Origin of the sequence: Bradyrhizobium sp., assembly GCF_030646015.1 — a bacterium.
Taxonomy (GTDB): domain Bacteria; phylum Pseudomonadota; class Alphaproteobacteria; order Rhizobiales; family Xanthobacteraceae; genus Bradyrhizobium.
Genome location: NZ_JAUSLT010000057.1, coordinates 40,210 through 53,982 on the forward strand (window position 1 = coordinate 40,210; position 13,773 = coordinate 53,982).

Below are 13,773 nucleotides of genomic sequence, written 5' to 3' on the forward strand. Positions count from 1 at the left end.
GTCGCCACCGCGCCCGATCAGCGCAACCTGTCAGGCCGCACCTGTCGAAGTTTGAGAAAATTGTGGCGAACTTCTGATCCAACGAAGAACTGATGTCGCAGAAACGCAGCAATCGCGGGCGAGAACGGAGATACGGCGCGGACGTGTAGAGTAAGGAACCAGCCAATGTCTGACGTGATCCCCTTCCCCAAACCCTCGAGGCCGATAGAAGACGACACGGCAGAGCTGTTGCGGCTGCTGGATCGGATTCAGGAGGCCGCAGCGAGGTCGAGCAACAGGAACGACAAGAATAAGAAAGCGTAGAACGCGTAGGGTGGGCAAAGGCGCGCTCTTCGCGCCGTGCCCACCGCTCTTCGTTTCCTGGAAAGATGGTGGGCACGGCGCAAGGGCGCCTTTGCCCACCCTACGGCGAACTGATCAGCGCAGCTTGCTGAGCAGCGCCAGCAGCGTCTCGCGTTCCTTCGCATCCAATGGCGCCAGCGTTTCACGCGTGATCGCCAGCGCGTTCGGTGCCGCCTTCTCCGCCATCTGCTGGCCGGCGCGGGTGAGGCTGACCAGCAGGCGGCGGCCGTCCTCGGGATCGGGGCTGGTTTCGGTGAGGCCACGCGCGGTGAGGCGGTCGATCACGCCCTTGATGGTGGCGACATCCATCGCCGTCAGGCGACCGAGCGCGTTTTGCGAGCACGGTCCGGTCTCGGTGAGTCTTGCCAGCGCCGCCCATTGCGTCGGCGTGAGATTGATGCCGATTTCCTTGGCGAAAATGGTGGCGTGGCGCTGCCAGACCTGGCGAAGAATAAAGCCGACCTGCTCCTCGAGCACATAAGGTGGCCGCGAGGGCTTCGGGCTGCGCTTCGGCGAAACACTCCTGGTCATGCGTGTTCCCCGCCCCTCTTCACAGCGCCAGATGCGTGTCTCTGATATCGGGACGCGCGTCGAGTTCGGCCATGGTGCCGGAATAGCAGATCCGGCCGCGCTCGATGATATAGGCACGGTCGCAGATCAATCGGGCGAAATGCAGGTTCTGCTCGGAGAGGACGATGCTGACGCCTGCCTGCTTCATGGTCAGGATCGCCGCCACCATCTGCTCCACGATTTTCGGTGACAACCCTTCGGACGGCTCGTCGAGCAGCACCAGCGACGGATTGCCCATCAGCGTGCGCGCGATGGTCAGCATCTGCTGTTCGCCGCCGCTCATGCGGCCGCCGGGACGGTTGCGCATCTCGGCGAGGTTCGGAAACAGCGCGAACAGCTTTTCCCGGGTCCAGTGCGGCGCGTTCGGCCTGACCGGCTGGCGGCCGACTTCGAGATTTTCGTCGACCGTGAGGTCGGTGAAGATACGCCGCTCTTCCGGCACATAGCCGAGGCCGAGGCTGACGATCGTATGGGTCGGCTGGTCCGAAACGTCCTTGCCCTCGAACACGATACGGCCGCTGCGCTGCGCCACCAGCCCGACGATCGAGCGAAAGGTGGTGGACTTGCCGGCGCCGTTGCGTCCGAGCAATGCCACGACCTCGCCCTCGCCGACTTCGAGCGCGACATCGAACAGGATGTGGGCGGGACCGTAGTGGCTGTTGAGATCGTGAACGCTGAGCTTCATGAAGGCGCCCCCTCGCGATGCCGCGCGTCGTAGACCAGCCCCTCGCCGAGATAGATGGCGCGGACCTGCGGGTTGCGCCGGACCTCTTCCGGCGAGCCCTCGGCGATCAGGCTGCCGCGGTTGAGCACCAGGATACGGTCGGCATGTTCGAACACCACGTCCATGTCGTGCTCGGTGAACAGCACGCCGATCGATTTTTCCCGCGCGATCCCGGCGGTGAGGCGCATCAGCTCGATGCGCTCGCGCGGCGCCATGCCGGCGGTAGGCTCGTCCATCAGCAGAAGCTTCGGTTGGTTGGCGAGTGCGATGGCGAGTTCGAGCCGCTTCAGATCGCCATAGGCGAGTTCGCCGCAGGGCCGCTCGGCATAGCCGCTCATGCCGACCAGTTCGAGCAGGCGACCGGCTTCGTCGCGCGCGAATTGCGGCGTCGATTTCAACAGGTTGAACAACTGCCGGCCATACGACACCAGCGCGACCTGGACGTTCTCGCGCACCGTCATGGTCGGAAACGTCGCGGTGATCTGGAAGGTACGGCCGACGCCGAGCCGCCAGATCTCGCGCGGCTTCTTGCCGGTGGTATCGCCGCCGAGCAGGGTGATGCGGCCGGCGCCGGGGGTGGTCTGGCCGTTCAGCATGTCGAAGCAGGTGCTTTTGCCGGCACCATTGGGGCCAATCAGCGCCAGGATTTCGCCGGCCTGAAGCGCGAACGACACGTTGCGCACGGCATGCACGCCGCCATAGGATTTGCTCAGGCCTTCGACCGACAGCAATGTGGGCGCGGTGCTCATTCGGCGCTCTCGATCCCGGATTTCAGCACCGCGGGTTTTGGCAGTTCGGGCCGGCGCCGGTTACGGATCGTTTCGAGCATGCCGACGATGCCCTTCGGGAACGCGACCACCATCAGCACGATGACGCCGCCCAGCACCAGTTTTGAAAGGTCGGTCTGGCTGACCAGCCAGATCGACAGCATCTTGTAGACGATGGCGCCGATCACGGCGCCCGACACCGTCTCGACGCCGCCGAGCAGCACCATGACCAGCGCATCGACCGACAGCGAGATGCCGAGGCTGTCGGGAAACACGCTGCCCTTGAGGTAGGCGAACAGCGCGCCGGCAACACCGGCGACGGTGCCGGCAATGACGAACGCGGTCCACTGGATGCGCTTGGCGTCGATGCCGATGGCCTCGCTGCGCAACAGTGAATCGCGCGTCGCCCGCAGCGCGTAGCCGAAGGGCGAGAATACGATGATGCGTAATGCCGCGACCGCGAGTGCGGCGACGCCGATCGACAGCCAGTAGAAGCTGGCCGGCCCTGCCGCCCATTTCTCGGGCCAGAGGCCCAAAATGCCGTTGTCGCCGCCGGTCACCGCGACCCACTGGAACGCGACCGACCAGACGATCTGCGCGAAGGCCAGCGTCAGCATCGCGAAATAGACGCCGGACAGCTGCACCGCGAAGAACCCGAAGATCGCGGCACCGAGACATCCCAAGAGCGGGCCGAGCAGCAGGCAGACGATCATCGGCAAGCCCGCCATCTTGGCGAGGAAAGCGATGCCATAGGCGCCGAGCCCGAAATAGGCGGCGTGGCCGAACGAGGCGAGGCCGCCGACCGACATCAGGAAATGCAGGCTGGCGGCAAAGATCACGAAGATCGCGATTTCCGAGCCGACCGTCAGCGCATAATTGCCGCCGACCAGCGGCAGCATCGCCGCCACGGCAAGGCCAGCCCACGCGGCGAGACGTTCGCCTGATGTCAGGGGACGCCAGGGATTGACGGTCAGTCCCGGCGTGCGGCGCGCGGCGGCCTCCGGCTTGCCGAACAGCCCCCATGGCCGCACGATCAGCACCACCGCCATCACCAGGAACACCAGGATGATGGAAATTTTCGGGAAAATCAGGATTCCGAACGCGTTCAACTCCGACACCAGCACGGCGGCGACGAAGGCGCCGACGATGCTGCCGAGGCCGCCGATCACCACCACCACGAACACGTCGACGATGATGCGCAGGTCGAGTGCGTGATGCACCGCGTCGCGCGGGATCTGCAGCGCGCCGCCCAATGCAGCGAGAAACACCCCGAGCGCAAACACAGAGGTGAACAGCCATTTCTGATTGACGCCGAGCGCCGCCACCATGTCGCGGTCCTGCGTCGCGGCGCGCACCAGCACGCCCCAGCGGGTGCGCTGGAACAGCAGCCACAGCAATCCCAGCACGATCGGGCTGAGCGCGATCAGAAACAGATCGTAGGTCGGAATGTTCTGGCCGAAGAACTCGACCGCGCCCTTGAACCCGGGCGCGCGGCGGCCGAGCAGGTCGTTCGGTCCCCAGATCATCACCACGAGATCCTGCACCATCAGGGTCAGCCCGAAGGTCGCCAGCAACTGGAACAGTTCGGGCGCGTGATAGATTCGCCGCAACAGCACCATCTCGACGAGAACGCCGACCACCGCCACCACCAGCGACGCCAGCACGATGCCGGCCCAGAAACCCAGCGCGCCGGAAAACCGTTCGGTCAGCGTGAACGCCACATAGGCGCCGAGCATGTAGAACGCGCCATGGGCGAAATTGACGATCCGCGTCACGCCGAAGATGATCGACAGCCCCGACGCCACCAGAAACAGCGACGCCGCGCTGGCAAGACCGGTCAGGAACTGGACGAAGTAAAAGGCCATTGATGGTCCGGGTTAGGCGCGTTCTTTACGATGGCGCTCATCCTTCGAGGCGCGCGCAAGATTGCGCTCTTCAGGATGAGGTCGTTCCTTCACCTCTCCCCGCTTGCGGGGAGAGGTCGGATTGCGAAGCAATCCGGGTGAGGGGGACTATCCGCAAGATCGAATCTGTCGAGAGAGCCCCTCACCCCAACCCTCTCCCCGTGAAGAACGGGGAGAGGGAGAAGAAAGAACTCACTCCTTCGGGCGCATCTTCGAGACTTCCGCATCGCTCGGCAGATAATCCGAGCCCTTGCGATAGACCGAGTTCACCATGATGCCCTTGCCGTCCTTCACCGCGGTCTTGCCGACATAGGCGCCGAGCGTCGACTGGTGATCGATCTTGCGGAAGGTGATCTCGCCGAACGGCGACGGCATCGACAAGCCTTCAGCCGCCGCGATCAGCTTCTCCGGATCGTCGGAATTGGCCTTGGCGAGGATCGCCGCGGCCGCCTTGATGGTCTGGTAGCCGACGATCGAGCCGAGCCGCGGATAATCGCTGAACTTGGCCTGATAGGCCTTGATGAACTTGTCGTGCTCCGGCGTCTTGATGTCGTACCAGGGATAGCCCGTCACGATCCAGCCTTCGGGCGTTTCTTCCTTGAGCGGATCGAGATATTCCGGCTCGCCGGTCAGAAAGGACACCACCGCGCGATTCTTGAACAGGCCGCGGGTGTTGCCTTCACGCACGAATTTGACCAGGTCGGCGCCGAAGGTGACGTTGAGGATGGCTTCCGGATTGGCGGCGGCGACAGCCTGCACCACCGGGCCGGCGTCGATCTTGCCCTGCGGCGGCCACTGCTCGTCGACCCACTGGATGTCGGGACGCTTTTCCGACATCAGCTTCTTGAACACCGCGACCGCGGACTGGCCGTACTCATAGTTCGGCGCAATCGTCGCCCAGCGTTTTGCGGGCAGCTTTGCGGCTTCCTCCACCAGCATCGCTGCCTGCATGTAGTTGGAAGGACGCAGGCGGAAGGTGTAGCGGTTGCCCTTGGACCAGGTGATGGCGTCGGTCAGGGGTTCGGCCGCGAGGAAGAACACCTTCTTCTGGTTGGCGAAGTCGGAGACGGCAAGACCGATGTTGGACAGGAACGTGCCCGTCAGCATCACCACCTTCTCGCTCGACACCAGCTCGTTGGCGGCGGTCTGCGCGTCGGCGGGCTTGCCGCCGTCATCCTTGGAGACGACCACGAGCTTCTTGCCGTTGATGCCGCCGGCGGCGTTGACTTCCTCGAGCGCCAGCTGCCAGCCCTTGCGATAGGGTTCGGTGAATGCCGGCAACAGCGAGTAGCTGTTGATTTCGCCGATCTTGATTTCGCCGCTCTGGGCAAAGGCGGAATGCGCCATGCCCGCGACCATGACCGCCAATCCCGCGCCTAACAAATATCTGCGTCGCATCCCTTAACCCTCCACTGTTGAAAGAATTACCGTAGACCGTCTTCGCCTTTGACTTCCGCGACCGTCAATCCGCCGACCCGCGGCAGCGGCCTGCCGCTGTCGGTCACCGCGACCGCGACCATGATCTCGTTGGCGCGCGGCGCGTCGTTGATCATGACTTCCATGCCGTCGAAATGGCTGCGCACGAACGCCGCATCCTTGTGGCCGAGCGGGATATCCAGTGTCGTGCCCGGCCCGCTGCGCTTCTTCGAGGACGGGATCAGGGCCGCGCCCTTGCCCAGAACCTTGCGCACCGGCGCGCCCATCTTGGGATGCAGGATCGCGGCGGCGTGTTCGAGTTCGCCGTTCTCGCCGACCGCGGCCGCCTTGCCGTAGCTCTGCGCCCTGGCGCCGTCGATCCCGAGCGCGGCCACGGCCTTTTTCGACAGCAACTCGCCGAGTTCCTCGCCGATCGTAATCAGGGGCGAGAGGTCTTCGACGTAGCGGCCGGCAAATGGATTTTCGATCACGGCGATCGCCGCCGCGCGCCGGGTCGGCGGCGAGACCGTCTGACCCATTTCAAGAAAGGTCTCCTCGACCACCGTGACGATCTTGCGAATGATCGCGCTCATCGTGCTACGCCTTGTTTTCGAACTCGCCTACGCATGCATCAACCTTTCCATCGCGCTTGCAGCGGCCGGCGCCTGCAATACGGTCGGTTCGATCGCCTTCGGCGCCACGACCAGGCTTTCGCCATGCAAGCGCAATATGGCGCTGTCGATCAACCCCATCGCGAGCAGCCTGCGCGCACACGCCGCACCGGCTTCGAGCGCCGCCGCAATCTCGGCTTCCGACAATTCGCCGACGCCGCGGGTGACAAGCCGCGCGCCGAGATCGCTGTCGGGCTGCAAATCCCGCGCCGGACAACGCATGATGGCGGGGTGTCCGGGCAGATCGACTGAATTGGCGATGATAGTGGCGGCCGCGTCGGCCTGCGACGCGGTCTCTGCCAGCACGGTTACCGCATCGGCGATGCCGAGCGAAAAACTGCGCCCGTGGCGTCCCGAAGTCGCAATCCCCCGCGAGGGTTCATCGGCATCGATCGAAATCGTTCGCATCGTTCCCGAGGCGTCCGGCCGGTCCATCAGGCCAACCGAAAAGCGTTCGCCGTCGGCCAGATACAGCGCGATGTCGCCTCCATTGTTGACATAGACGCGATCGAGGCGCGCCACACCGGTCATCGCACCGAGAATCTCCTCGGCGACGGAGCCTGCCACCGCCGCCATCGGCGTAATGAAGTGTGCGGCAGCAAAAGGTGCTACCGCGGCATGCATGCGGCGCGCGACCACGCCTTGCAGCAGGCACCGGTCTGCATCGGCCACCCGCCGCAACAGCGGCAATTCACTGCAGAGTTCGTCGAGCAATCCGGTAAAGCGCCGCACTGCCGCGTCGTAGGCCGCACGCCGGTCGGCCTCGCTGCCGACGGCCTCCACGATCAGGTCGATCGGACCGTCCTGCAGATGCAGCCGCTTGCCGTCCGCCAGCAACCTGATTTGCGGAAGGCGCGTCATGACCGCGGTTCCCCATTGGATTGCGGCGAAGGCATGATGCGCGTTTCCGTGCTGTCCTTCAACGACGTCAGCGGACGCACATGGTCCATATGGCCGCCCAGCGCGGCATAGTCCGACAATTTCAGGGTAAACTCGATGGGCGCCACCAGCGCCGGAGTAGGAACGTAGCCGAAGGCCCCGGCCGGCAACATCGTGACGTCCACCATGAAGGTGATGCCGCCGCCGGGCCAGACATAGACCGGCGCGCCGCCGCTGGTGACGCGCGTCAGCGCGTCCTTGACCGATCGCGTCAGCCGTACCGGATTGTCGGTGACCCCGGCGCGCAACGATCCGCCCGCCCCGCCCATGAACAGCACGGTGCACAGCGCCGGCTCGCAATTCTCCTGGATCCGCTCGACCGACAATCTTAGATCCACCGGCATGGGCCTTTCGACCGGCTGCAGCGCCGCGTCGAGTTCGTAGTAAGCCGCGTGCTCGCCGGTGGTGGAGACCATCAGCATGGTCAAGCCCGGGCGCGCCTTCCTGGCATCGAACGGACCGAGCACCGACAACGGATCGGAAATCCTGGTGCCGCCCCAGCCGGTGCCGGGTTCGGCGACCTGGAAATAACGGCCCGGCGTCGAGCGCCGCCCTTTCATCTTGATGCCGCTGTCGGGGATATCCAGCACCTTGCCGGCCTGGTGCTCCGAGAGCACGCCGGTGATGTGGTCGTCGACGACGACGACTTCATCGACCTTGCCGTGCCATTGCTTGGCGAACATGCCGATGGTCGCCGAGCCGCAGCCGACCCGCATGCGCTCCTCGGGCACGCCGTTGACGATGGGGGGATAACCGGCCTGCACCACCACGGTGGCGCCGCCGTCGATGGTGAGCTCGACCGGCTTGCAGTTACTGAGGTCCATCAGCGCGTCGCAGGTGACGCGGCCTTCCTTCTTCGAGCCGCCGGTGAGGTGGTGCACGCCGCCCAGCGACAGCATCTGCGAGCCATATTCGCTGGTCGAGACATGGCCGATCGCCTCGCCCTGCGCGCGAACCGTCGCGGTTTCCGGGCCGAGGTAGCGATCGGTGTCGATCTTCACCTTGACGCCGCAATAGCTGAAGATGCCCTCGGTCACGACGGTGACCATGTCGACGCCGTCGACTTCCGAGGAAACGATGAAGGGCGCGGGCTTGTAATCAGGATAAGTGGTGCCGGCGCCGATCGCGGTGACGAAGACATCGGGCTCGTGCACCAGCTTGCCGTCCCAGTCGCCGCCGGCCTGGAACGGCACCAGCCGTCCGCCATGCGACACCGTTCGTTCCAGGAGGATATGGGGATCGACCCGCACCAGTTCGCCATTGTGATTGGCATAGCGATCGCAGGCGCCCGCCGCACCGGGCTTGATGTAGCACATCACGGGACAAGCATCGCAGCGGATCTTGTCGTCGGCAGCGCTTGTCGGTTCAGTCAGCATGAACAAGCTCTCAAAACCAGCGTCAAACTGTCGGAGATCAGGTGCGGCGTATCGTCAACGGCGTTGCGGCAGCGAACCTGTCGTGTTTTGCCGCTACCGCCATCTTGTTCGTATACGAACGATGTTGCGCGCGCCGCCGAAAGCTGTCAAGCGCCCGCGCATGCGAAAACCGCCGCTGCCGCCAAAAACCGCAGTTTGCCTCGCAGCCTTGTTCATAAACCGGGCAATGGATTTGACCACGCGACGGTGCGCTTGCACGTTTGTATGCAAACGGTATCTTCGCCTCGGCTTTCAAGGCGATGTTTTTGCAGCGCAACCGTTGCAGCGGGACCACTGACATGACGCAGAGCACGATCCGCCTGACGGTGAACGGCCGGATCCACGACATCGACGCCGACCCCGATACCGCGTTGCTCTATGTTCTGCGCAACGACCTCGAACTGAACGGACCGAAATACGGCTGCGGGCTCGGCGAATGCGGCGCCTGCGCCGTGCTGATCGACGGCGTGGCGGCGCGCGCCTGCGTGATCCCGATCGAGGGATGCGTCGGGCGCGACATCGAGACGCTCGAAGGTCTCGGCTCGCGCGACCGGCCCGATCCGGTGCAGCAGGCCTTCATCGCCGAACAGGCCGCACAGTGCGGCTATTGCCTCAACGGCATGATCATCAGCACCAAGGCGCTGCTCAATCGCACGCCGCATCCTTCCGAGGCCGAGGTCATGGAAGCGCTGCGCTATCATCTGTGCCGCTGCGGCGCGCATATCGAGATCATGCGCGCGGCGATGCGGGCGGCGGGCCACCTCGCCGAGGCGGCGAGCTGATGACCGATCCGGACGCTCCGATGAAGACGTTGCCCGGCTCCTTGTCGGTGGTTCGCCCGGCTGGCTCCGGCGCGAACGGCGACTTCGATACGTTTGTAAAGATAACGGCAGACGGTTCGGTCACGGCCTTCAATGGCCATGTCGATCTCGGCACCGGCATCCGCACCGCGCTCGGGCAAATCGTCGCCGAAGAACTCGACGTGTCCTTTGCCCGCGTGATCGTCGTACTCGGCGATACCGCGCTCGTTCCCAATCAGGGCGCGACCATCGCCAGCGAGACCATCCAGATTACGGCGGTGCCGCTGCGCAAGGCCGCGGCGCAGGCACGGCATTTCCTGGTGGCGCGCGCCGCGGAGCGGCTGGAGCTTGAGGTCGGGGATCTCGTCATCGAGGACGGCCTGATCCGCGGCAAAGATAATCGCAGCGTCTCTTACGGCGAACTGATATCCGGCGAGACCATTCGCCTCGAGCTTGCCGACGACGTCCCCGTGAAAGCCGTGGAGGCCTACAGCATCGTCGGGCAATCGGTGCCGCGCACCGACCTGCCGGCAAAGGCGACCGGCGAACTGGTCTATGTCCACGACGTGCGCGTGCCCCTGATGCTGCACGGCCGCGTGGTGCGGCCACCTTACGCCGGCGTCGATGTCGGCGCCTTTGTCGGGACCAGCTTGATCGCGGTCGACGAAAGCTCGGTCCGCGATATCAAGGGACTGGTGGCGGTGGTGCGGATCGGCGATTTCGTCGGCGTGGTCGCCGAGCGCGAGGAAAACGCGATCAAGGCCGCCGCGCAGCTGAAGGTGAGCTGGAAGCCGACCCCGACGCTGCCTGACCTGAAGGACATCGAGAAGGCGCTGCGCGCCAATCCTTCGGCGCCCCGCGTTCTGATCGACAAGGGCGACGTCGATGCCGCTATTGCAGCGGCCGACACGCCGATGCAGCGCACCTACATCTGGCCGTACCAGATGCACGGTTCGATCGGCCCGTCCTGCGCGGTCGCTGATTACAAGGACGGCCACATCAGGGTGTGGTCCGGCACACAGAATCCCCACATCCTCCGCACCGATCTCGCCTTGCTGCTGCAAAAACCGGATAGCGAGATCGACGTGATCCGGCTGGAGGCCGCCGGCTGCTACGGCCGCAACTGCGCCGACGATGTCACGGCGGATGCGGTGCTGCTGTCGCGCGCGGTCGGCCGCCCGGTACGGGTGCAGCTGACGCGCGAACAGGAACACGCCTGGGAGCCCAAGGGCACCGCGCAGTTGATGGACGTCAACGGCGGGTTGAACGCCGACGGCGGCGTCGCAGCTTACGATTTTACAACCCGCTATCCATCGAATGGTGCACCCACGCTGGCGCTGCTGTTGACCGGTGCCGTCGCGCCGGTCCCCGCCGTGTTCGAGATGGGCGACCGCACCGCGATCCCGCCCTACGATTACGACGCGATGCGGGTGGTGGCGCATGACATGCCCCCGATCGTGCGGGCATCCTGGTTTCGCGGCGTCTCGGCGCTGCCCAATACCTTTGCCCATGAATCCTACATCGACGAACTCGCCACCGAGGCCGGCGTCGATCCGATCGAGTACCGGCTGCGTTACCTGAAGGACCAGCGCGCGGTCGATCTGGTCAACGCCGTCGCAGAGCGCGCCGGCTGGGCCCCTCGCCCGGTCTGGAAAGAACCGGAAGCCGAAGGCGACATCGTGCGCGGGCGCGGCTTTGCCTATGCGCTCTATGTCCACAGCAAGTTTCCAGGATACGGCGCGGCATGGTCGGCCTGGATCGCCGACGTGGCCGTCAACAAGCTAACCGGCGACGTCAGCGTCACCCGCGTGGTGGCTGGGCAGGATTCCGGGTTGATGATCAATCCGGACGGCGTGCGCCATCAGATCCATGGCAACGTGATCCAGTCGACCAGCCGCGCGCTGATGGAAGAAGTCTCGTTCGACCGCCATGCGGTGACAGCGCGCGAATGGGGCGCCTACCCCATCATAAAATTTCCCGACGTCCCCAAAATCGACGTGCTGATGCTGCCGCGGCAGGACCAGCCGCCGCTCGGCGTCGGCGAATCCGCTTCCGTGCCGAGTGCTGCCGCCATCGCCAACGCCATCTTCGACGCGACGGGCGTGCGGTTTCGCGAACTGCCGTTCACGCCGGAGCGCATCCTGGCGGGATTGCGCGGGGGACAGGATGTGGCGCCAACTCCGATGCCGCTGCCCGCGCCGCAATCGCCCGCTCCGAACGACCGATGGAAAAATCCATCCGCCGGACGGCGCGGCGCCTTCGCGACCGCTGCGGCGCTATGTGTGGCTGTGGTGGGCGTCGCAACGGCGGTGCTGCCATGGCGGGCGATCGCGCCGATCGCACGGCCGGATCCGTCGACGTATTCGGCGGCCACGATCGCGCGCGGCCAGCAGCTCGCCGCACTCGGCGACTGCGCGGTCTGCCACACCATGGTGAACGGCGCCGTCAACGCCGGAGGCCGGGGAATCGAGACGCCGTTCGGCACCATCTACGCCACCAACATCACGCCTGATGTCGAGACCGGGATCGGCGCGTGGTCGTACCCCGCCTTCGAGCGCGCGATGCGCGAGGGCATCCATCGCGACGGCAAGCATCTCTATCCGGCGTTTCCCTATACCCACTTCGTCAGGACCAGCGATGCCGACCTGCAGGCGCTCTATGCCTATCTGATGGCGCAGCCGGCGGTGCGCGCCGAGACGCCGGAGACCAGGCTGGCGTTTCCCTTCAACCTGCGGCCGTTGATGGCGGGATGGAACGCGCTGTTCCACCAGCCCGGCACCTTCCAGCCCGACGCGACCAAATCCGCGACATGGAATCGCGGCGCCTATCTGGTCGAGGGCCTCGGCCATTGCGGCGCCTGCCATTCGCCGCGCAATGCGCTGGGCGCGGAAAAAGCCGATGCCTACCTCGCCGGCGGTATTGCGGAGGGCTGGGAGGCGCCACCGCTGACGTCGCTGTCGCATGCACCGATCCCGTGGAGCGAAGACGAGCTTTATGCTTATTTGCGAACCGGCGAATCCCGCCTGCACGGCGTGGCCGCGGGGCCGATGGCGCCTGTGGTGAAGGAGCTTGCCGCCCTGCCCGACCAGGACATCCGCGCCATGGCGGTCTATCTCGCGTCCTTCAACGAGACTGCGATCGGTCAGCCGGCACAGGCCGCGCTCGCCGCCCAGCTGGAAAAATCGACCCTTTCCCGGGTGGCTTTGGCATCGCCCCTCGGCGCCCGGCTCTATGAAGGCGCCTGCGCGGTGTGCCATGCGGTAGGCGGCGCGCCGCTGTTCGGCAGCCGGCCGTCGCTGGCGCTGAACAGCAATCTGCACAGCGCCGTGCCTGACAATCTGATCCAGGTGATCCTGCACGGCATCGCAGCACCCGCGACCAGCGACCTCGGCTACATGCCCGGCTTCAAGGACAGCATGAACGACGACCAGCTCGCCGAGCTGGTGACCTTCCTGCGGCGGCAATTTGCGCCGGAAAAGCCTGACTGGACTGGGGTCCGGGCGGCCGTCAGCCAGGCCAGGCACCGGATATCGCGCTGAGCTGCCATGCCGGGCCGAAACGGCACTGGTTGCGGGGCTCCCGGCGGGCTAGGGTTCCCCTATGGCAGTCACCGACATTGCATCCCGAACCTACAATCATGGCTGGCGGCTCGACCCGATCGTGCGCAGCCTGCTCGATACCGATTTCTACAAGCTGCTGATGCTGCAGATGATCCGGGAATTTTATCCGGACCAGCAGGTCACCTTCTCGGTGATCAACCGCAGCCGCCACGTCCGGCTTGGCGAAATCATCGACGAGCAGGAATTGCGCGCCCAGCTCGATCATGCCCGCTCGATCAGGTTTGCCAAGAAGGAGCTGATCTGGCTCGCCGGCAATACCTTCTACGGCAAGACCCAGATGTTCTCGCCCGATTTCATCAATTGGCTGGCCGCGTTCCGGCTGCCCGAATACGAACTGCGCAAGGTCGACGGCCAGTACGAACTGCACTTCCACGGGCCGTGGACCCACACCACGATGTGGGAGATTCCGGCGCTCGCCATCCTCAACGAGTTGCGCTCGCGCCAGGCGATGAAGGGCCAGGGCCGCTTCGCCCTCGACGTGCTCTATGCCCGCGCCAAGGCCAAGCTGTGGACCAAGGTCGAGCGCCTGCAAAAACTGGACGGCTTGCGGCTGTCCGATTTCGGCACACGGCGGCGCCACGGTTTCCTGTGGCAGCGCTGGTGCG

The 13,773-nt window shown here is 65.1% G+C and carries 10 protein-coding genes and 1 pseudogene; 3 read left to right on the top strand and 8 right to left on the bottom strand.

Features of this window, described 5'->3' with window-relative positions; genetic code table 11:
- Positions 1-417: 417 nt before the first annotated feature.
- The 8 genes from Q7T45_RS08260 to Q7T45_RS08295 form a co-directional block, all read right to left on the bottom strand.
- Entirely contained in the window at positions 418-873 is a 456-nt protein-coding gene (locus Q7T45_RS08260) for a MarR family winged helix-turn-helix transcriptional regulator (protein ID WP_304869574.1), read from the bottom strand.
- A 19-nt stretch (positions 874-892) separates the two neighbouring features.
- Positions 893-1,597 (bottom strand): ABC transporter ATP-binding protein, encoded by a 705-nt coding sequence (locus tag Q7T45_RS08265; RefSeq protein WP_304869576.1) that lies wholly within the window; start codon positions 1,595-1,597, stop codon positions 893-895.
- Positions 1,594-2,385, bottom strand: coding sequence for an ABC transporter ATP-binding protein (locus Q7T45_RS08270; RefSeq protein WP_304869578.1), 792 nt, complete (start codon positions 2,383-2,385; stop codon positions 1,594-1,596). The genes Q7T45_RS08265 and Q7T45_RS08270 overlap by 4 nt, the downstream gene beginning before the upstream one ends.
- A complete protein-coding gene (locus tag Q7T45_RS08275; protein ID WP_304869581.1) occupies positions 2,382-4,268 on the bottom strand; it encodes an ABC transporter permease in 1,887 nt (628 codons plus the stop codon). Before Q7T45_RS08275 ends, Q7T45_RS08270 begins: the two co-directional genes overlap by 4 nt.
- Positions 4,269-4,499: 231 nt before the next feature.
- Positions 4,500-5,705 (bottom strand): ABC transporter substrate-binding protein, encoded by a 1,206-nt coding sequence (locus Q7T45_RS08280; protein ID WP_304869583.1) that lies wholly within the window; start codon positions 5,703-5,705, stop codon positions 4,500-4,502.
- 26 nt (positions 5,706-5,731) lie between these two features.
- On the bottom strand, positions 5,732-6,316 hold the full coding sequence (locus Q7T45_RS08285; protein ID WP_304869585.1) for an amino acid synthesis family protein: 585 nt from the start codon (positions 6,314-6,316) through the stop codon (positions 5,732-5,734).
- Between the two features lie 27 nt (positions 6,317-6,343).
- Positions 6,344-7,255, bottom strand: coding sequence for a UPF0280 family protein (locus Q7T45_RS08290; protein WP_304869586.1), 912 nt, complete (start codon positions 7,253-7,255; stop codon positions 6,344-6,346).
- Positions 7,252-8,709 carry a 6-hydroxynicotinate reductase gene (locus tag Q7T45_RS08295; protein ID WP_304869587.1) on the bottom strand — a complete coding sequence of 486 codons (1,458 nt, stop codon included), beginning with the start codon at positions 8,707-8,709 and terminating at the stop codon, positions 7,252-7,254. The genes Q7T45_RS08290 and Q7T45_RS08295 overlap by 4 nt, the downstream gene beginning before the upstream one ends.
- 338 nt (positions 8,710-9,047) lie before the next feature.
- Between Q7T45_RS08295 and Q7T45_RS08300 the strand changes: the two genes are divergently transcribed.
- The 3 genes and pseudogenes from Q7T45_RS08300 to Q7T45_RS08310 form a co-directional block, all read left to right on the top strand.
- Complete coding sequence (locus tag Q7T45_RS08300; protein ID WP_304869588.1) at positions 9,048-9,530, top strand: (2Fe-2S)-binding protein; 483 nt, start codon at positions 9,048-9,050, stop codon at positions 9,528-9,530.
- On the top strand, positions 9,530-13,087 hold the full coding sequence (locus Q7T45_RS08305; RefSeq protein WP_304869590.1) for a molybdopterin cofactor-binding domain-containing protein: 3,558 nt from the start codon (positions 9,530-9,532) through the stop codon (positions 13,085-13,087). The genes Q7T45_RS08300 and Q7T45_RS08305 overlap by 1 nt, the downstream gene beginning before the upstream one ends.
- A gap of 61 nt (positions 13,088-13,148) precedes the next feature.
- Positions 13,149-13,773: pseudogene (locus tag Q7T45_RS08310) on the top strand (nicotinate phosphoribosyltransferase); the annotation flags it as partial.